The following is an 18,573-nucleotide window of genomic DNA, read 5'->3' on the forward strand; positions in this document are numbered from 1 at the left end:
CCCATGGCGAGCGGAACCGGCGTGGTGGTGATTGGCCGCAACGAAGGCCAGCGCCTCGAGCGTTGCTTGCGTTCGTTGGTGCATGGCGCGGACAAGGTGCTGTACGTCGACTCGGGGTCTTCCGATGGTTCACCGCACCTGGCCCGCAGCCTGGGGGTGGAGGTGCTGGCGCTGGACATGGGCCAACCGTTCACCGCCGCGCGCGCGCGCAATGAAGGCTTTGCCGCCTTGCAGCGGCTGCTGCCGTCGCTGCGCCTGGTGCAGTTCGTCGACGGCGATTGTGAGGTCGACGCTGGCTGGCTGGCGGTGGCGCGGGCGTTCCTCGACAGCCACCCCGACGTGGCGGTGGTGTGTGGCCGGCGACGTGAGCGTTTCCCCCAGCGTTCGGTTTACAACCTGTTGTGCGACCTGGAGTGGGATACCCCGGTCGGCGAGGCCAAGGCGTGCGGTGGCGATGCGCTGATGCGGGCAGATGCCTTTGCCGCCGTCGGCGGCTTCCGCGCCGGGTTGATCGCCGGCGAAGAGCCTGAACTGTGCGTACGCCTGCGGGCACAGGGCTGGAAAATCTGGCGCCTGGACGCCGAGATGACACTGCACGACGCCGCCATGACTCGTTTCGGTCAATGGTGGCGGCGCAGCCTGCGCGCCGGACATGCCTATGCAGAGGGGGCTTACCTGCATGGCCAGGCCCCCGAGCGGCACTGGCTGCGTGAATCGCGCCGGGCCTGGGCCTGGGGCTTGGGCATCCCGATGGCGATTGTGCTGGCCTGCCTGGCGTTGGGCGGCTGGGGCCTGCTGTTGCTGCTGATCTACCCGCTGCAGGCCTTGCGCCTGGCCCGCCGTGGTGGCAGATCGACGCGGGAGAACAGGCTCCAGGCGTTGTTCCTGGTGTTGGGCAAGTTCCCGGAAATGCTCGGGCAACTGAGGTTCTTGCAGCAGCGCTTCGTGGCCGGCAAGCCGGCCTTGATCGAATACAAGCAAGAGGGGCCGTGGATGCTTGGCACGATGGTGAAAAGCGTGTTCACCCTGCAACCGGGCTACTCGTTGCGCGCGCTGAACAACAAGTACCGGCTGATGCGGCAGATTGCCAGGCAATGGCCGGAATTGAACGCCTTCCTGCAGCGCATGACGTTGGCCCTGGGCGAGGCGCGCTGGCGCCGGCTGGGTGTGGATTGTATCGGCGTGGTGCAATGGCCCTACATCAGCAAATGCTGGGAAGCGCCGCAGCGCCTGGAGGTGGTGGCCTCGCATTTTGAGGTGGTGGCCGGGCAGTTTCCGGCACTGTTGCTGCTGGAGCGGACAGCCAGCCAGGTAGTGTGTGAGCTGTCCAGCCATTCGCCCGGTTGCCGCCTGGTCCTCGACCGGCCGATCTGGTTCAAGCGGGAAGGGGAGCTGGTGTTGAACCTGTTCCAAAACGACCTGCGCGTTGCCTCCCTGGCATTCACCATGTGCCGCAGCCAGGGCGAGCTGTGCCTGTTCATCGGTGCCGTGCAAGGCATTCACAAGGGGGTCGACAGCGAAACCTCGCTGGCCATCTACCGCGACCTGACCAAGGACTTCGAGGGGCTGCGACCGCGCAGCCTGCTGCTCGAAGCGCTGAAGTGCCTGGCCAGGACGTTGCGCGTGGTGCATCTGTATGCCGTGCGTGATGCCTGCCGCCACCACCGGCATGCGTATTTCGGCCATGACAAAGGCGAGGAACTGGTCGGCAATTATGACGCGATCTGGCAGGAGCATGGCGCCATTGCCTGCGAGCGTACGGATTTTTTTGCCCTGCCAATGGCTCCGGCACAACGGGCGAACGAGGACATCCCGTCCAGGAAACGGGCGATGTACCGCCGTCGCCAGTTACTGCTCGACGATGTTTTCGCTCGCTTGCAGGCTGCTTTGGCAGGCAGCGGTCACAACCTTGGGCTACAAGAGAAGCAGGGGGATGCACCTGACCAAGGGGCATCGGCGGGACACCAGCCACCGGTAGTCGACAGCTTGAAGTGATAGCTGACACTACTGCGGCGGGTCAGAAGGTTCATCATGCGGGTCTTGATCTGGATTCCTATGCGCATTGCCTATTTCATCAACCAGTACCCGAAAGTCAGCCACAGTTTCATCCGTCGCGAGATCCTCGCGCTGGAGCGCCAGGGGCTTACGGTGCAGCGTATTGCCTTGCGTGGGTGGGACGCCGAGCTGCAGGACGCTGAAGACGCGACTGAACGTGGCAACACCCGCTATGTGTTGCAAAGCGGCATGAGGGGCTTGCTGAAACCCACCTGGCAAGTGCTGTGCAGGCAGCCACGGCAGTTCTTCCGCGCACTGTGGCTGGCCATGCGCCTGGGCCTGCGGGCCGATCGCCCCTGGCCCTACCACATGATCTACCTGGCCGAGGCCTGCCAGGTGCTGCAATGGTTGCAGGCAGGTGAGGCGCAACATGTGCATGCACACTTCGGTACCAACTCCACCGAGGTGGTGATGCTGGCCCACGTACTGGGCGGGCCAGCCTACAGCTTTACCGTGCACGGGCCGGAGGAATTCGACAAACCACAGTTCCTGCACCTCGGCGAGAAAGTGCGGCGCGCCGCTTTTGTCGTGGCGGTCAGTTCGTACGGGCGCAGCCAGCTGTACCGCTGGGTGGCACACGACCACTGGGCCAAGGTGAAGGTGGTGCATTGTGGCCTCGAGCGCAGTTTCCACGAAGTAGCACCGGCCAGCGTACCCGCGGCGCTACGCCTGGTGTGCGTAGGGCGCTTGTGTGAACAGAAAGGCCAACTGCTGCTGCTTGAAGCAGCACGAATACTGGCTGCACGGCCCATCTGCTTCGAGCTGGTGCTGGCTGGTGACGGCGACATGCGCGGGCAGATCGAGGCGTTGATTGCTCGTTACGGCTTGCAGCAGTACGTGCGTATCACCGGCTGGATCAGCGGCGCGCAGGTGCGCGGAGAAATCCTTGCCGCCCGCGCGTTGGTGCTGCCCAGCTTCGCCGAGGGCTTGCCGGTGGTGATCATGGAGGCCATGGCGTTGCGCCGGCCGGTGCTGACCACCTATGTGGCCGGCATTCCCGAGCTGGTACAGCCGGGCGAGAACGGCTGGTTGTTTCCCGCCGGCGCCGTGGACGAACTGGCGACAGCCATGGCCGAATGCCTGGCGCAACCTGTCGAAGTGCTGCAGCGAATGGGCGAGGCGGCCCGCCAACGTGTGCTGCAACGGCATGATATCGACACCGAGGCGGCCCGGCTGGCCAGCTATTTCAAGGCATCCGCATGATAACTGTATTGGCTTGGTTTCTCGGCCTGCTGGCGATCATCGTCCTGCTACCGGTGCTGCTGCTGTTGCTGCAAGTGCTGATGGCTTGCCTGCCCAGGCCTGCGCAGCCCGTCGGCGGCAGCAGGCGTCCGCAGGTGGCTGTGCTGGTACCGGCTCATGACGAAGCTTCGATCATTCGTGCCACGCTGGCGAGCATCACCCCGCAGTTGCAGCCTGGCGACCGTTTGCTGGTGGTGGCCGACAACTGCACCGACGATACGGCGCAACTGGCGCGTGAGGCCGGCGCGGAGGTGGTGGAGCGGCACGATGTGCGCTTGCGTGGCAAGGGTTACGCCTTGGACTTTGGTGTGCGTCACCTGGCTGGCCAGCCGCCCGAGGTGGTGATCGTGGTGGATGCCGACTGCCGGGTAGGCGAGGCTGCAATCGAACGCCTGGCGCTTCGCTGCCAGCAAGTCGCCCGCCCGGTCCAGGCGTTGTACTTGACCCATGCACCGGCGGGGGCCGGGCCGAAAGTGCAAGTCGCCGAATTCGCCTGGCGGGTCAAGAACCTGGTCCGCCCGCGTGGCTGGGCCCGGTTGGGCCTGCCTTGCCAGCTGATGGGGGCAGGCATGGCGTTCGCCTGGCGTGACCTGGCCCTGGTCGACCTGGCCAATGGTCACCTGGTGGAGGATGTGAAGCTGGGCCTGGACCTGTGCCAGCAAGGCAAGCCCCCGATCTTCTGCCCCGAGGCCTTGGTCACCAGCCAGTTCCCGGCCAACGAGCAGGGCCTGAACAGCCAACGCACCCGCTGGGAGCATGGCCACCTGGGCCTGATGCTGAGCGATGCGCCCAGGCGCGCGCTGGCCGCCATCACGCAGGGTAACGGCAGCTTGCTGGCCATGACCCTGGACCTGCTGGTGCCGCCCTTGGCATTGCTGGTGCTGGCCCTGGTCGCGCTCAACCTGCTGGCCTGGCTGGCATACCTGCTGTTCGGCGTGGCGACACCGGCATGGATCGCCCTGTGCGGGTTGGCCTTGCTGGGCCTGGCAGTGGTGCTGGCGTGGGCGCGTTTCTGTCGCGAACTGGTCCCGTTTTCCGTGCTGCTGTACGCGCCGTTCTACGCGGCAAGGAAAGTCCCCATGTACCTGGGGTTCCTGATCAAGCGCCAGGTTGACTGGGTGCGTTCGAAACGGGATGACGATTGATGGCCCACTGGCAGAAGCGCTGGGACAGCATCATCGGCAAGCTCGAAACGGTGGCCGACGACGCTGCTACACAGCGCCTGCTCGACCGCATGGCCGCTGCACAAGCACCAACGGTGCTGGGCTTCGTCAATGCCCATGCGATGAACCTGGTCGTACGTGATCGCGCCTACAGCCAGGCATTGTCGGCGGCCGACGTGCTGCTGCGCGACGGCGCCGGCATGGCGATCCTCTACCGTCACCTCGGCCTGGAGCCCGGCCGCAACATGAATGGCACCGACTTCATTCCTCGGCTGATGGCCGCCTACCGGGGGCGGCGGGTGGCCTTCTGGGGGACACGGCAACCGTTTCTGGACCAGGCCGTGCAGCGCTGCGCGGCGTTGTTCGGGGTGGTGCCAGTGTCGGTTCACGATGGCTTTGCCAGCATCGAAACCTACCTGCAACTGGCCAGGGAGCGGCAACCGGAGTTGATCGTGCTGGGCATGGGCATGCCCAGGCAGGAGGCAGTGGCGGCGAGACTGGTGGCCACTGGCGGGCCGTGCCTGATCGTGTGCGGTGGGGCAATCCTGGACTTTCTCGGTGGTAAGGTCAGCCGGGCACCGAAGTGGCTGCGACGCTTGGGCGGGGAGTGGCTGTACCGGCTGTCGCGCGAGCCCAAGCGCCTGTTCACGCGCTATGTGGTGGGCAACCCGCTGTTCTTGCTGCGTACCCTGCTGTACCGCCGCAGCGGAGCGGCTGGCAGACTCGCCCGGTAAGCCAATTGGAAGGCGCGCGGGCGGCGTTGTCGGCACGCTGATGGCGTCTGGCTGCTACAGTGAGAGCAAGGATCGTCGGCTGCATGATCCTGATTCGCAGGCTTCGCATGGGCCGTTTTCAAGGCTTGCGGTTGGATCAAAGGCACTTGCTGCGCTCGAATTGAAGAGGTCTGAAATGGTTTTCGAACCCAGGAGCAGTCGTTCCCTACTTCAAAGAAGAAGCAGCGTCAGCAACGCCATCCAGGCCGGCCTCGATGGCATAGCAGTCACCGGTATCGCCTGGTATCTGATCTACGACCAGTTTGGCCATATCACCTCCGATTATGTGATCATGCTGCTGCTGCTGATTGGCGCCCTGGCGGTCATCTACGACCACTATGCGATCTACCGCAGCAACGTCGGGCTTTCCATCAAGGCTTTCCGGCTGTTCAAGGCGTGGTCGGCCACCTTTTGCTTCCTGGTGGTCATGGCCTTCCTGACCAAACAGAGCGAAACCTATTCGCGGCTGCTGATCGTGCAGCTGTTCATCATCGGCTACATCGCCCAGCTGTTTCTGCACTTTGCCGTGCGTGAACTGCAAAAGCGCTTCAGCGCGCATGCGCGCCTGGACAATGCCCTGATCATTGGCGCCGGTGACCTGGCCAATTTTCTCTATCAGAAAATCAGTAACAACCCCTGGTTCGGCGAACGTGTGCTGGGTTGCGTGCTGATCGACAAGCGCGACGAGCCGGGGCGGGACGCTGCCGAGGGCAAGCAACGCCTGCCGGTACTGGGGCACATTGCCGAGCTGGACGAGATCGTGGCCCGGCACGGCATCCGCACGGTATACCTGGTGACACCCCTGGGTGGTTCCGAGGTCATCAACGATGTGTACTTCAAGTTGCTCGACAAGTGCATTGCGGTGAACTGGGTGCCGGATATCTTCTCCTTGCGCCTGATCAACCACAGCGTGCGGGAAATCGCCGGCATTCCGGTGCTGACCTTGTCGGAAACCCCCTTGACCGGCATGAGCCTGTTCCTGAAGAACCTCGAGGACCGGGTGTTGGCGGCGCTGATCCTGCTGCTGGCATCGCCGGTGCTGCTGGCCGTGGCGCTGGCGATCAAGCTCGATAGCCGCGGCCCGGTGTTCTTCCGCCAGGAACGCACCGGCTGGACCGGGGAAGCGTTCCGTATCTGGAAGTTCAGAAGCATGCACGTGCACCAGCCGGAGCAGGGCGTGATCCGCCAGGCGCAGCGGAATGACCCGCGGCTGACGCGGGTCGGTGCCTTTATCCGCCGCACCAGCCTGGATGAGCTGCCGCAGTTGTTCAATGTACTGACCGGCGAAATGTCGCTGGTCGGGCCACGGCCGCATGCCTTGCAACATGACACGCTGTATTCGCAGGACATCGTCGATTACTTTGCCCGCCACAACATCAAGCCAGGCATGACCGGCCTGGCCCAGGTGCGCGGGTTCCGCGGCGAGACCAAGGATATCGAGCAGATGATCCAGCGGGTCGACTCGGACATCGAATACATCAACAACTGGTCGTTGTGGCTGGATTTCGTGATCCTGGTCCGCACACTGAACGCGTTTACCGGCAAGCAGGCTTATTGAGCTGGCTGGTCCTTGCTTAGCGGGTGCAACTCCCGGAAGCCTCGCGCTTCTTCCACCAGCCAGTCATGCACCGCTCGCGCACCAGGCTGGTTCAAGCCGCCCGGCGGGTAATGCACCACGTAGCGTTTGTGGTTGGCAATCGGCACGCCGAACGGCACGATCAGTGCCCCGCGTTCCAGCTCGTCGTTGAGCAGTGTGCGCCGCGCAATCGCCACGCCAATGCCGGCAATCGCTGCCTCGATGGTCAGGTGGTTACGATTGAACGTGTGCCCGCGTCGCACATCCAGGCCAGCGGCGCCGATGCCCTCCAGGTAGAACTCCCATTCGGCATATTCCGAACTGCCGCGCCAGGCGGTGATGTCATGCAGCAGCGGGTAATGCGCCAGGTCTGCCGGCCCGTGCAGCGGCGGGCGGCCGCGCAGCAGGGTGGGGGAACACACCGGGAAAATCTGCTCGTCCAGCAGTGGCGTCGAGAGCATGCCGGGGTAGCTGCCATCGTTCAGGTCGATGGCCAGGTCGAAATCACCCAGGGTCAATGCCTGGGCACTGTCCTCGGCCACCAGGCGCAGTTCGATGTCCGGGTAACGCTGCTGGAAACGCGGCAGGCGGGGCGTGAGCCATTTGGCCAGGAACGACGGGATCGAACGCAGGCGCAAGGTCCCACGGATTTCGCCGGCATCCAGGCGCAACAGTTCGGCCTCGATACTGCCGTAGGCTTCGGCCACCGTCTGCGCCAGGCGCTGCCCTTCGGCGCTCAGTTCCACGCCGCGCGCCCGACGCAGGAACAACCGATAGCCCAGGCGTTCTTCCAGCTGGCGCATCTGTTGGCTGACCGCACCGGGGGTGATGTGCAGTTCTTCGGCGCAGCGGGTGAAGGACAAGTGCCGGGCCGCACAGGCAAATACATGCAGCCAGACGAACATCTGGCCATTGAGTTGTCGACGCATCGTTTAGTACCGCTAAAGCCATGCTTAGGAAGTTTCGTTGGTCATCCATGAGCCAGCGCGGCAGTATCGCGCAACTTCGCAATACCGCTCAATTTTTTCAGATCACCGTGCTACGGCTACATACCCGGACACGGTCAGGCATTAGCATGGCTATCAGTGTTTTCGACCTTTTCAAAATCGGCATCGGCCCGTCCAGCTCCCATACCGTCGGCCCGATGCGGGCAGCAGCGACCTTTGCCCAGGCCCTGCGTGAGCAAGGGCTGCTCGACCGGGTGCGCCGTGTCGAGGTGCGCCTGTATGGCTCACTGTCGGCCACCGGCGTTGGCCACGCCACCGACCGCGCCTGCCTGCTCGGCCTGATGGGGCAGTGGCCGGACCGTATCGACCCGGCCACCATCGAGTCGCGCATCGCCCAGGTCATGCAGGCGCAATGCCTGATGCTCGATGGCAGCCACCCGCTGCCGTTCGAGTACAGCCGTGACCTGCTGCTGCTCGACGAAAACCTGCCTTACCACCCCAACGCCATGAGCCTGGAAGCCCTGGACGGGCAGGCCAGCCTGTTGCGCCAGACCTACTACTCGGTGGGCGGTGGCTTTATCGTCGAACAAGCCGATATCGATGCGCCACCAGGCGCAGCGAACGCGGTGCAGCTGCCGTACGAGTTCGATAGCGCAGCGCAGTTGCTGGCCTTGTGCAAAGCCCATGGTATGAGCGTGGCGCAATTGATGATGGCCAATGAGTGTGCCTGGCGCCCGGAGGGCGAAGTCCGCGAGGGCCTGCTGCGGATCTGGGCGGCCATGCGTGAATGCGTCGACAACGGCCTGCGCAACGAAGGCATCTTGCCCGGTGGCCTGCAGGTCAAGCGGCGCGCAGCGCGGTTGCATCGCAGCCTGCAGGAGCTGGGCAAACCCAACGTGATCGGCTCCACCCTCAGTGCCATGGAGTGGGTCAACCTGTTCGCCCTGGCGGTGAACGAAGAGAACGCCGCCGGCGGGCGCATGGTGACCGCGCCGACCAATGGCGCGGCCGGCATCATCCCGGCGGTATTGCACTATTACATGAAGTTCAACCCCGCCGCTGGCGATGCGGATGTGGTGGACTTCCTGCTGGGCGCAGCGGCAGTCGGCATCCTGTGCAAGAAGAACGCGTCGATTTCCGGGGCCGAGGTCGGTTGCCAGGGCGAGGTGGGCTCAGCCTGTTCGATGGCCGCTGCCGGCCTGGCCCAGGTGCTTGGCGCGACGCCACCGCAACTGGAAAACGCCGCCGAAATTGCCCTGGAGCACAACCTTGGCCTGACCTGCGACCCGGTCGGCGGCCTGGTGCAGGTGCCCTGCATCGAGCGCAACGCGATCGCCGCCGTGAAAGCGATCAACGCCGTACAGATGGCCTTGCGCGGGGATGGCGAGCATTTCATCTCGCTCGATCGGGTGATCCGCACCATGCGCGATACCGGGGCAGACATGCATGCCAACTACAAGGAAACCTCGCGCGGCGGTCTGGCTGTTGCGTTCGTGGAGTGTTGACGCATTCAACGGCAAGAGCGGCCTGGTGTCGCGATAGGGCTGCCGGGCAGCCCCGAGATGGTTCTGGACACTTGGATCCGGGGCGCTCGCGCCCCTTCGCGACGCAAGGCCGCCCCTACTTCATCAAGCGCCTAGCGGGCTTTCTGTTTCGCTGCCAGGAAGCTCGCGCGCATGTCCTTGGCCCAGCCATCCAGCACCGGCTTCACATCGTTCAGGGTCAGCTTGGTGCTCTTGTTTTCCAGTTCCTGTCCTGCCCCCTTGCGCACCACCTGGGCCAGCACCTTCTGGCTGGCACCATCGAGGAATGCCGCCTCGACGCCAACATCCACCTGCTGGTCGCGGCCGCCCATGGCCGTGTTCACACCGGCCGAGATCAACGCGATGGGAATGATCTCGTAGGGCTTGAGGCCTTCGTTGCTGGTGGACACCGCAGTGATCGCAGGACGCACCACGATGACCCCCGGGCCGGGGCCCTTGGCCAGGGGCACTACGCTGCCCATTTCACGACGCAGGGCCTCATTGAAGTAGCGGGTGATTTCCTGCAGCGTCTGCGCCGAAATGACCTCCGTCGGCTGTGGCTTGGGGTAGAACTGGCTAGGTTCGATGTACACCTGGCTGTACTGGTTGACGTTGACCTTGGGGTCGATCCAGCGCATCACCGGGTCTCCCGACGGGCTCTTGGCTTCTGCCAGGCGGCTGTAGTCCTTGAGGAAGCCGGAGTAGTCCTTGGGGTCCACGCGATTGCTGGAGCAGGCAGCAACGGCGAGCAATGCGGCGCACAACAGGGTAATGCGAGGCAGTGATTTCATGATGAACATGCATCCATGTGGAGTCGGCCAGAACAACGCTAGCAGGTGCGCGACAGATGGCCAGTGGCGGAGTTCAATCGGAATGAAAATGGCACACCTGTCGCCGCCGTTCAGCCCAGCGCCTCGCGCAAGCGGTACCACAACATCCCCAGTGCCAGCAGCGGCGAGCGCAGTGCCTTGCCGCCAGGGAAGGTCAGGTGCGGCACCGCACTGAACACATCCAGCCCGCGGCTATGGCCGAGCGCAATGCTTTCGGCGAGCAGTCTGGCGGTCCAGTGCGTCACGTTCAGCCCATGCCCGGAATAGCCCTGGGCGTAGTACACGTTGCGCTGCTGGCTGAGGCGGCCGACCTGGGGAAAGCGGTTGGCGGTGATGCCGATCATGCCGCCCCACTGGTAGTCGATCTGCACGTTGCCCAATTGCGGGAACACCTTGATTACCTTGGGCCGCATGTAGGCAGCGATGTCTTTGGGGTCGCGACCGGAATAATGGCAGGCACCGCCGAACAGCAGGCGCCGGTCCGCTGTGAGGCGGTAGTAGTCCAGGCCGACCTTCTGGTCGCACAACGCCATGTTCTGCGGGATCAGGCGACTGGCCAGCGACTCGGGCAAAGGCTCGGTGGCCACCACGTAACTGCCGGCGGGTAGCACCTTGCCGCTCAGGCGCGGTTCCAGTTCGTCGAGGTGGGCGTTGCAGCCCAGCACCAGGCTACTCGCCCGCACCTTGCCATGCGGCGTGTGCAGAACCACCTGGGGGCCGTGCTCGATGCGCAGCACCGGGCTCTGCTCGAAGATGCGCACGCCCAGGCCGTGGGCAGCACGTGCTTCGCCCTGGACCAGGTCGAGCGGGTGCAGGTGGCCCGAGCCCATGTCGACCAGGCCGCCGGCGTACTGGTCGCTGGCGACGATCTCGTGCAGCTGATCGGCACCGACCAGGCGGGTTTCCGGGCGGTAGCCGAGGGCGGCCAGGTCCTCCAGCTCATCCTTGAATGCGGCGAACTGGGTGGGTGTATTGGCCAGTTCGCAAAAGCCCCAGCGCAGGTCGCAGGCAATCCCGTACTGCGCGATGCGGCTGGCCACCAGCGCTACCGAATCGATGCCGGCCTGCTTGAGATAACGCACACCGTCCTGGCCGACATGCCGGGCAAAGCCGCTGACATCATGGCCGATGCCGCGGATCAGCTGGCCGCCATTGCGCCCGCTGGCGCCCCAGCCGATGCGCCGGGCTTCCAGCAGTACCACCGACAGGCCGCGCTCGGCCAGCTCCAGGGCCGTGTTGACCCCGGTCAGCCCGCCGCCGACCACGCACACGTCGGCTATCAGTTCGCCGTCCAGGCTAGGGTAGGGCGCCGCATCGCGTGCCGTGGCGGCGTAGTACGAGGCGGCGTGTTGGGTCGTGAAGGACATGGGGTTCTCGGCTCAGCGGTTGGACTTTATCTTGCTCCAGGAGCGGGTCATGACGCGCATTATCTTCGGGCTCGGGGTACTGGAGATGTACAGCTTGTCCAGCACTTCCTGGGGTGGGTAGACCTCGGGGTTGTTGACCAGCGATGCATCCATGTAGGCCTGGGCATCAGGGTTGGCGTTGGCATAGCCGACCGTGGCACTGACCTTGGCGATCACCTTGGGGTCGAGCAGGTAGTTGATGAAGGCCAGGGCCTGTTCAGGGTTGTTGGCGTCCTTGGGGATGGCCAGCAGGTCGAACCAGAGGTTGCTGCCTTCCCTGGGAATGCTATAGGCGACTTTCACGCCGTTGTTCGCCTCCACGGCGCGGTTGGCGGCCTGGAACACATCGCCGGAATAGCCGAAGGCGACGCAGACATCGCCATTGGCCAGGTCGGCAACGTACTTGGAGGAGTGGAAGTAGGTGATGTAGGGGCGCAGTTCGAGCAGGCGGGCTTCGGCCCTGGCGTAATCGGCCGGTTTCTCGCTGCGCGGGTTCATGCCCAGGTAGTTGAGCACGGCCGGGAACAGTTCGTCGGGCGAGTCCATGAACGCCACGCCGCACTGCTTGAGCTTTTTCAGGTTTTCCGGCTCGAACAGCACCGCCCACGAGTCGATATGGTCGACGCCGAGGGCCGCCTTGACCTTGTCGACGTTATAGCCGATGCCGTTGGTGCCCCACAGGTAGGGCACGGCATAGCGGTTGCCGGGGTCGTTCTGTTCAAGCTGCTTGAGCAGCTTGGGGTCCAGGTGCGGCCAGTTGGGCAGCTTGCTGCGGTCCAGCGGCAGGAAGGCACCGGCCTGGGCCTGGCGCGCGAGGAAGTGGTTGGAGGGTACCACCACGTCATAACCCGTGCGCCCGGCCAGCAGCTTGCCTTCCAGGGTTTCGTTGGAGTCGAACACGTCATAGACCACCCTGATCCCGCTACTGGCCTGGAAGTCGGCCAAGGTGGTGTCGCCGATGTAGTCGGTCCAGTTGTACACGCTGACCGAGGGGGTGGCGTGGCCGGTGCTGGCGAACAGCAGGGTGAACGCGGCGGGGATCAGGGCTTGCAGATGACGCATGGGGACACCTCGTTGATCTTGTTTTTCGAGTGCGCTGGAGGCCGCGTCCACAAACCCCGTAGAGCGGCCAGATGAAGGCGAACGGGCCGGCTCAGACGCTGAGCATCAGGAACTCACGCTCCCACGAGCTGATCACGCGCTTGTAGTTCTCGTGCTCGGCACGCTTGACCGCCACATAGCCCTGGACGAACTGCTTGCCCAGGTACTGCTGCACGGTCTCGCAGTCTTCCATGTGCTGCAGGGCGTCTTCGATGGTGATCGGCAGGCGCAGGTTGCGTCGTTCGTAGGCGCGGCCTTGCACGGGTGCGCTGGGCTCGATGCGCTCGACCATGCCCAGGTAGCCGCACAGCAGGCTGGCGGCGATGGCCAGGTACGGGTTGGCATCGGCGCCGGGCAGGCGGTTCTCCACACGCATCGACTCGGGGCTGGAGGTGGGTACGCGCAGGCCGGCGGTGCGGTTTTCTTCACCCCATTCGACGTTGACCGGTGCCGAGGTGTCCGGCAGGAAGCGGCGGAACGAATTGACGTTGGGGGCGAACATCGGCAGCAGCTTGGGGATGTACTTCTGCAGGCCACCGATGTGGTACAGGAACAGCTGGCTCATGCTGCCGTCATCATTGGCGAAGATCGGTTTGCCGGTGGCGATGTCGACCACGCTCTGGTGCAGGTGCATGGCGCTGCCCGGCTCGTCGGTGATCGGTTTGGCCATGAACGTGGCAGCGACATTGTGCTTGAGCGCCGCCTCGCGCATGGTGCGCTTGAACACGGTGATCTGGTCGGCCAGGTCCAGCGCGTCGCCGTGACGGAAGTTGATCTCCATCTGCGCCGGGCCGTCTTCGTGAATCAGCGTATCCAGGTCCAGGCCCTGGATCTCGCACCAGTCGTAGACATCTTCGAACAGCGGGTCGAATTCGTTGGCGGCATCGATCGAGAACGACTGGCGACCGCTTTCGGCACGGCCCGAACGCCCCAGTGGTACTTGCAGCGGCAGGTCCGGGTCTTCGCAGCGCTGGGTCAGGTAGAACTCCATCTCGGGTGCCACGATCGGCTGCCAGCCTTTGTCGGCATACAGCTTGAGCACCTTCTTCAGTACGTTGCGTGGCGACAGTTCGATGGGGTTGCCCTGCTTGTCGAAGGTGTCGTGGATCACGATCGCGGTGGGCTCGATCGCCCATGGGATCTGGTAAACCGCAGTCGGGTCAGGGCGGCAGACCATGTCGATGTCGGCTGCGTCGAGCAGGTTGTAGTAGATGTCATCGTCAACGTAGTCGCCGGTGACCGTCTGCAGCAGCACGCTCTCGGGCAGGCGCATGCCGCGCTCGTGAAGAAACTTGGCGGTAGGCGCGATCTTGCCGCGGGCGATGCCGGTCAGGTCGCTGATCACGCATTCGACTTCGGTGATGCGGTGTTCTTTCAGCCAGGTGGACAGCTGATCGAAGGGGGCGTTCATACAGACCTCTTGGTTGGGTTTCAGTGGGGGAGCGGGTTTGCGGCAAAACCCGTTACCAGGTTTCGAAGGCGTTGCGCTTCCCAGTTGACGCACTGGAGACTATCTTGGTCGCAGCCCTGTGGCCGATCTATCCACTTTACTCCGGCAATGAATGCACCAGAAGAGTGCACTAGGACCGCGCGTGACAACCGCCAATGCCCTGCAAGTCCAGGCCTTCCATACCACCGACGTCACCGAACAAGTGCGTGCCACCCCGGCATGGCAGCAGCAGTACCGGCAGATGTCCCCCGGGCATTTCAGCGGTGAGCTGCGTTGCCTGGGGCTGGAGGGGGTGGAGGTGTACGAGGAGCGCTTGAATACCCGGGTAGAGCAATTCTTCCGTGCACCAAGCGGTTCGCTGGCGTTCTGCTTCGACCGCAGCGAGAACAGCCTCTATCTGCTGAACGAACAGAGCCGCAACATCTGGATCACGCCGGAGAACTACGAGGAAGTGGCGGTGGTGTTCGACCAGGCGTTCCTGGCCGGTCATGGCCTGGACCCGCAGCGCCTCGAAGGGTTGTTCATGGTGCCGTTGGGCAGCGGCCAGAATGCGCTGTTCGGCAGTTGGCTGAGTGCCACGCTGACCCGCCTGGGCGAGGCCGATTGCCCACTGCAGGGGCAGGCCCTGGCGGAACAGCTGCTGGATGACTGCCTGTTCATCCTCGACAACGCCTGCCAACGCTTGCAGGGCGTGGCCCTGGGGCGGCGAGACGAGGAACGGGCGATCATGCGGCGGGTCAGTGAGTGGGCGGCCGACTGCCCGGAAGAGACCCTGAACCTGGTGGAGCTTGCGGCGGTTGCCGGGGTTTCCCTACGTCAGTTGCAGCAAGCGTTCAAGGCATTTACCGGCATGCCACCGGCGCACTGGTTGCGCTTGCGTCGGCTCAACGGTGCGCGGCGCGATCTGTTGCGCAACGGTAGAGTGACGGTGGCCGAGGTGGCGATGCGCTGGTCATTCTGGCATTTGGGAAGGTTTTCAGAGAGTTACCGGCAGTTGTTCAAGGAGTTTCCCAGCGAGACATTGAGGCGGGGCAGGGGTTGAGCAGGCGCTAGCGGCCTCGTCGCAGGCTGGCCCAGGCAACACTGAAGCCAGCATTTCAGCTAAAAAATTGTTATCGTGCCGCCCTGATTTCCCCCGAGGTGCCGATGTTCTACCTGCCTTTGTCCAGCGACCAGGCCGACCGCCTCGCCAGCGAGCCCCATCCCGGGTTCTTCAGCACCGCCAGCCTGCTCGAAGCCGCGACGGTGCTTTTCGTGCAGAACCTGCCACGCCAGCCCAACAACGCCTCGGCGGATGCGCAGGAGCGCCGTTTCGCTGAAATCGTGCGTATTGCCAACGAGGTCGAGAATGCCGCGCCCGGGCGTTTCCAGGGCCAGGTAGCGCAACACTTCGACCGTGAAGCCTTCGCGATGGGCCTGGGCATGCTCGGCGAGAACGGTATCGCACTGTTGTCCAGCGAGGTGCCGTACCAGGCCGACGAACTGCTGGATGCCGAAGGCCAGTGGAACTTCCAGTTCGCCGACAGCTACCGCCAGCGCGCAACGCCGCTGCACCCGGTGTCCCTGCCGTCGCTGGCCAGCGACCTGATGCTCAGCGACCAGCAGAACCGGCTGTTGCGCGAGTTTCTCAGTGGGATCGACGAATCGGTGGCCGTGCAGGGCTTCGCCGGTACCGGCAAGACCTTCCTGATTCATCAGTTCGCCCGCCTGCTCGACCCCCAGCGCACGCTGTTGCTGGCATTGACCGAAGGCCAGTTGCGGGCCTTGCAGGCGCGCGTCAAGGACGCCGCGGCCTATAAGGCGCTGACCTTCGGCCAGTTGGCTGACGAACTGCTCAACCGTGACCTCACCAGCAACGGTTGGCGCCTGCGCGACCCGTATCGCACCAAACTGTCGTGGCGCCCGCAGGATGCGCAGGTGGTCCGCTGGCTGGGCATCCCCGACATCGGCCCGCTGGCTGCCCGTGAGGTGGTGGCCTTGTGCATTCGTGCCGTGCGCAGCTTCTGCCACAGCGCCGATAGCCAACTGCAACTGCACCATCTGCCGTGGGCCGGGCCGGGGACCACGCCGCTGGATCAGGAGGTGCTGCTGGAAAAGGCACGGTTGTACTGGCAGGAGCTGATTCGCCCGTCAGCCCGGGAAATCCAGTTGCCGGTACGCGACTATCACCGGGTCAAACTGCTGTCACTGACCACTGACGTGATCGACAGCCGCTACACCCATGTCATCGTCGACGAGGCCCACGAGCTGTCGGCACCGATGCTCGCCGTGCTCGACCGTAGCCCGCAGTCGATCATTGCCCTGGGTGACGAGCTGCAGAACCTCAACGGCCTCAGTCCGCACCATGGCAGTTTCATTCGCCAGCGCTGCATCGACCGCTCACTGCGGGCCGGACCGGCCATGGACAACGTGCTCAACCCATTGATCCAGGCCCACCCGGCGGCGATCCAGGGGGCGTTCAGTGGCAGCGCCGAGCATTACACCCGGGTCAGCTTTTTCGATACGGTCAGCGTGCCTGAACAGCCCACCGCGCTGATCGTCGACGACGAATGGGGCTTGTTCGGCTGGTTCCAGCGCCTGACTCACCTGGGCGTGCCGTTCGTGCTGCTGAAAAGCGCGCGCAAGGACTTCGAACTGTTCGTCGAGGACTGCATCGAGCTGTATCGCCATGGTACCCGGCCACGTCACCCGATGCTGTTCCGTTATGCCAGTTGGCAGGCGCTGGAGCAGGACAAGGGCGATGACAAGGCGTTCGTTGCCGTGGCCAACATGCTGCGCAAGGGCTACACGCCGGAACACTTTGCCAGGGCCAAGAGCCGTTACCGCTGGGACAAGGCGCCCAAGCTGTTCCTCGGGCGGGTGCGGGATGTGAAGAACATGGAGTTCGCCCGGGTGATGGTGTCGCCGGAGCTGATGGTAGCGCCGCAGGTGGCCGGTAACCGCAACGAGCGCGCGCGGATGCTGGCAGGGTTGTACACCGCCTGTTCGCGGGCGCGGCATGAACTGATCGTGCCGGGGGGCATGCTGGACTGGGTCAAGGACCAGGTTCGGGATTGAAGCCGATGGGGGCTGCGCTGCAGCCCCATGCTCATGAATCAGTTACGATCCAGCCAAACCGTCTGCGCATTGGTGAACTCACGCACACCAAAGTGCGACAGCTCGCGCCCGAAACCGCTCTTCTTCACCCCGCCGAACGCCACCCGGGGGTCAGAGGCGCAATAGCCGTTGATGAACACGCCACCGGTATCCAGCGCTGCAGTCATGCGCTCGGCCAGCGCGTAGTCGGCAGTGTAGATGGTCGAGGCCAGGCCGAATTCGCTGTCGTTGGCCAGTTCCACCGCATGCTCCGCGTCACGTGCACTGATGATCGCCGCCACCGGCCCGAACAGCTCCTGCTTGAATGCGGTCATGTCAGGGGTGACGTTGGCGAGCACAGTCGGCGCATAGAAGTTGGCCACGCCATCGACCTTATGGCCGCCCAGCAACAGGGTGGCGCCTTCGGCGAGGGTCGCCTGAACCTGGCCATCCAGCTCGTCACGCAGGTCGTAGCGTGCCATCGGGCCGATGTAGGTGTCGTCTTCGAGCGGGTTGCCGACTTTCAGCGCGCGGGTGGCCTCGACGAACTTGCGGGTAAATGCCTCGACAATGCTTTCTTCCACGATCAGGCGCTTGGCCGCCGCGCAGACCTGGCCGGTGTTCTGGTAGCGGCCGATCACAGCCGCCTTCACGGCGGCATCCAGGTCGGCGTCGGCCAACACGATGAACGGGTCGGAGCCGCCCAGTTCCAGCACGCACTTCTTCAGCGCCGCGCCGGCCTGCGCACCGATCGCCATGCCGGCCCGCACGCTGCCGGTGAGGGTGACGGCGGCGATGCGCGGGTCGTTGATGGCGCGGGTGACGCCGTCCGGAGTCACGTTCAACACCTCGAACACGCCTGCCGGCAAGCCGGCGTCCTTGAACAGCTCGCCCAGCAGGTAAGCGCTGCCCATCACGTTCGGGGCGTGTTTGAGCACGTAGGTATTGCCGGCCAGGATCGCCGGCACGGCGCCGCGCAGTACCTGCCATACCGGGAAGTTCCACGGCATCACCGCCAGGATCGGGCCCAGCGGACGGTATTCGATGCGGGCCTTTTCCACCTGGGTCGGCTCGGCAGCGAGCATTGCCGGGCCGTGTTCGGCATACCAGCGGCACAGGCCGACGCATTTGCTGACCTCGCCACGGGCCTGGGCGACCGGCTTGCCGATTTCGCGGCTGATCATCTGCGCGAAGGCTTCAGCCTTGGCTTCGAGGGTGCTGGCCAAGGCCAGCAAGTACTCGCTGCGCTGACCCAGCGACACCTGGCGCCACTGGCGGAAGCCAACCTTGGCACGTTGCAACGCCGCTTCCAGTGCGGCGTCGCTATCGAACGGATAGGCGCCGATCTGCTCGCCGCTGTAAGGGTCGAGGGAGATGGCGTGGGTCAGGCTGCTGATCGCGCTCATGGCGGGACACTCTCGTTGTCATTGAT

Annotated in this window: 14 protein-coding genes and 1 pseudogene; 9 read left to right on the forward strand and 6 right to left on the reverse strand. The window is 64.3% G+C overall.

What is annotated here, in order from left to right; genetic code table 11:
• Positions 1-3: 3 nt before the first annotated feature.
• The 6 genes and pseudogenes from HU760_RS12920 to HU760_RS12945 all read left to right on the forward strand — a co-directional run.
• Positions 4-978: pseudogene (locus tag HU760_RS12920) on the forward strand (glycosyltransferase family 2 protein); the annotation flags it as partial.
• A gap of 15 nt (positions 979-993) precedes the next feature.
• Positions 994-1,995 (forward strand): VirK/YbjX family protein, encoded by a 1,002-nt coding sequence (locus HU760_RS12925; protein ID WP_186674465.1) that lies wholly within the window; start codon positions 994-996, stop codon positions 1,993-1,995.
• Between the two features lie 60 nt (positions 1,996-2,055).
• Positions 2,056-3,258, forward strand: a complete 1,203-nt coding sequence (locus HU760_RS12930; protein WP_186674463.1) for a glycosyltransferase family 4 protein — start codon at positions 2,056-2,058, stop codon at positions 3,256-3,258.
• Positions 3,255-4,442, forward strand: a complete 1,188-nt coding sequence (locus HU760_RS12935) for a glycosyltransferase family 2 protein (protein ID WP_186674185.1) — start codon at positions 3,255-3,257, stop codon at positions 4,440-4,442. Before HU760_RS12930 ends, HU760_RS12935 begins: the two co-directional genes overlap by 4 nt.
• Positions 4,442-5,194 carry a WecB/TagA/CpsF family glycosyltransferase gene (locus HU760_RS12940; RefSeq protein ID WP_186674184.1) on the forward strand — a complete coding sequence of 251 codons (753 nt, stop codon included), beginning with the start codon at positions 4,442-4,444 and terminating at the stop codon, positions 5,192-5,194. The genes HU760_RS12935 and HU760_RS12940 overlap by 1 nt, the downstream gene beginning before the upstream one ends.
• 175 nt (positions 5,195-5,369) lie before the next feature.
• Positions 5,370-6,791, forward strand: a complete 1,422-nt coding sequence (locus tag HU760_RS12945; RefSeq protein ID WP_186674183.1) for an undecaprenyl-phosphate glucose phosphotransferase — start codon at positions 5,370-5,372, stop codon at positions 6,789-6,791.
• Here the strand turns inward: HU760_RS12945 and HU760_RS12950 are convergent.
• Positions 6,785-7,738, reverse strand: a complete 954-nt coding sequence (locus HU760_RS12950) for a LysR substrate-binding domain-containing protein (protein WP_186674182.1) — start codon at positions 7,736-7,738, stop codon at positions 6,785-6,787. The genes HU760_RS12945 and HU760_RS12950 overlap by 7 nt on opposite strands.
• Before the next feature lie 146 nt (positions 7,739-7,884).
• Here HU760_RS12950 and HU760_RS12955 point away from each other — a divergent pair, with 146 nt between their 5' ends.
• Positions 7,885-9,261, forward strand: a complete 1,377-nt coding sequence (locus tag HU760_RS12955) for an L-serine ammonia-lyase (RefSeq protein ID WP_186674181.1) — start codon at positions 7,885-7,887, stop codon at positions 9,259-9,261.
• A gap of 131 nt (positions 9,262-9,392) precedes the next feature.
• Here HU760_RS12955 and HU760_RS12960 read toward each other — a convergent pair whose 3' ends face one another.
• The 4 genes from HU760_RS12960 to HU760_RS12975 all read right to left on the reverse strand — a co-directional run bounded on the left by HU760_RS12960 (position 9,393) and on the right by HU760_RS12975 (position 14,027).
• Positions 9,393-10,070 carry a DUF3313 domain-containing protein gene (locus HU760_RS12960; RefSeq protein WP_186674180.1) on the reverse strand — a complete coding sequence of 226 codons (678 nt, stop codon included), beginning with the start codon at positions 10,068-10,070 and terminating at the stop codon, positions 9,393-9,395.
• Positions 10,071-10,180: 110 nt separating this feature from the next.
• Entirely contained in the window at positions 10,181-11,476 is a 1,296-nt protein-coding gene (locus HU760_RS12965; protein ID WP_186674179.1) for an NAD(P)/FAD-dependent oxidoreductase, read from the reverse strand.
• Between the two features lie 12 nt (positions 11,477-11,488).
• Positions 11,489-12,577: a polyamine ABC transporter substrate-binding protein gene (locus HU760_RS12970; protein ID WP_186674178.1), complete on the reverse strand. Its 1,089-nt coding sequence runs from the start codon at positions 12,575-12,577 to the stop codon at positions 11,489-11,491.
• Positions 12,578-12,668: 91 nt separating this feature from the next.
• A complete protein-coding gene (locus HU760_RS12975) occupies positions 12,669-14,027 on the reverse strand; it encodes a glutamine synthetase family protein (protein ID WP_186674177.1) in 1,359 nt (452 codons plus the stop codon).
• A 181-nt stretch (positions 14,028-14,208) separates the two neighbouring features.
• Between HU760_RS12975 and HU760_RS12980 the strand changes: the two genes are divergently transcribed.
• Together HU760_RS12980 and HU760_RS12985 are read left to right on the forward strand one after the other, a co-directional pair.
• Complete coding sequence (locus tag HU760_RS12980; RefSeq protein WP_186674176.1) at positions 14,209-15,108, forward strand: helix-turn-helix domain-containing protein; 900 nt, start codon at positions 14,209-14,211, stop codon at positions 15,106-15,108.
• A 104-nt stretch (positions 15,109-15,212) separates the two neighbouring features.
• Positions 15,213-17,123, forward strand: a complete 1,911-nt coding sequence (locus HU760_RS12985) for a DEAD/DEAH box helicase (RefSeq protein ID WP_186674175.1) — start codon at positions 15,213-15,215, stop codon at positions 17,121-17,123.
• A 38-nt stretch (positions 17,124-17,161) separates the two neighbouring features.
• On the opposite strand, the gene HU760_RS12990 is transcribed toward HU760_RS12985, so the two are convergent.
• On the reverse strand, positions 17,162-18,547 hold the full coding sequence (locus HU760_RS12990) for an aldehyde dehydrogenase family protein (protein ID WP_186674174.1): 1,386 nt from the start codon (positions 18,545-18,547) through the stop codon (positions 17,162-17,164).
• Between the last annotated feature and the right edge of the window lie 26 nt (positions 18,548-18,573).

The sequence above is a fragment of the Pseudomonas oryzicola genome, assembly GCF_014269185.2.
GTDB lineage: Bacteria > Pseudomonadota > Gammaproteobacteria > Pseudomonadales > Pseudomonadaceae > Aquipseudomonas > Aquipseudomonas oryzicola.

Bases quoted from the DNA above. Each gene is read 5' to 3' on its own strand.
- HU760_RS12925 (WP_186674465.1), top strand. From the start codon at position 994: ATGCTTGGCACGATGGTGAAAAGCGTGTTCACCCTGCAACCGGGCTAC.
- HU760_RS12950 (WP_186674182.1), bottom strand. From the start codon at position 7,738: ATGCGTCGACAACTCAATGGCCAGATGTTCGTCTGGCTGCATGTATTT.
- HU760_RS12990 (WP_186674174.1), bottom strand. From the start codon at position 18,547: ATGAGCGCGATCAGCAGCCTGACCCACGCCATCTCCCTCGACCCTTAC.
- HU760_RS12985 (WP_186674175.1), top strand. From the start codon at position 15,213: ATGTTCTACCTGCCTTTGTCCAGCGACCAGGCCGACCGCCTCGCCAGC.
- HU760_RS12930 (WP_186674463.1), top strand. From the start codon at position 2,056: ATGCGCATTGCCTATTTCATCAACCAGTACCCGAAAGTCAGCCACAGT.
- HU760_RS12965 (WP_186674179.1), bottom strand. From the start codon at position 11,476: ATGTCCTTCACGACCCAACACGCCGCCTCGTACTACGCCGCCACGGCA.
- HU760_RS12940 (WP_186674184.1), top strand. From the start codon at position 4,442: ATGGCCCACTGGCAGAAGCGCTGGGACAGCATCATCGGCAAGCTCGAA.
- HU760_RS12960 (WP_186674180.1), bottom strand. From the start codon at position 10,070: ATGAAATCACTGCCTCGCATTACCCTGTTGTGCGCCGCATTGCTCGCC.
- HU760_RS12935 (WP_186674185.1), top strand. From the start codon at position 3,255: ATGATAACTGTATTGGCTTGGTTTCTCGGCCTGCTGGCGATCATCGTC.
- HU760_RS12945 (WP_186674183.1), top strand. From the start codon at position 5,370: ATGGTTTTCGAACCCAGGAGCAGTCGTTCCCTACTTCAAAGAAGAAGC.
- HU760_RS12970 (WP_186674178.1), bottom strand. From the start codon at position 12,577: ATGCGTCATCTGCAAGCCCTGATCCCCGCCGCGTTCACCCTGCTGTTC.
- HU760_RS12955 (WP_186674181.1), top strand. From the start codon at position 7,885: ATGGCTATCAGTGTTTTCGACCTTTTCAAAATCGGCATCGGCCCGTCC.
- HU760_RS12975 (WP_186674177.1), bottom strand. From the start codon at position 14,027: ATGAACGCCCCCTTCGATCAGCTGTCCACCTGGCTGAAAGAACACCGC.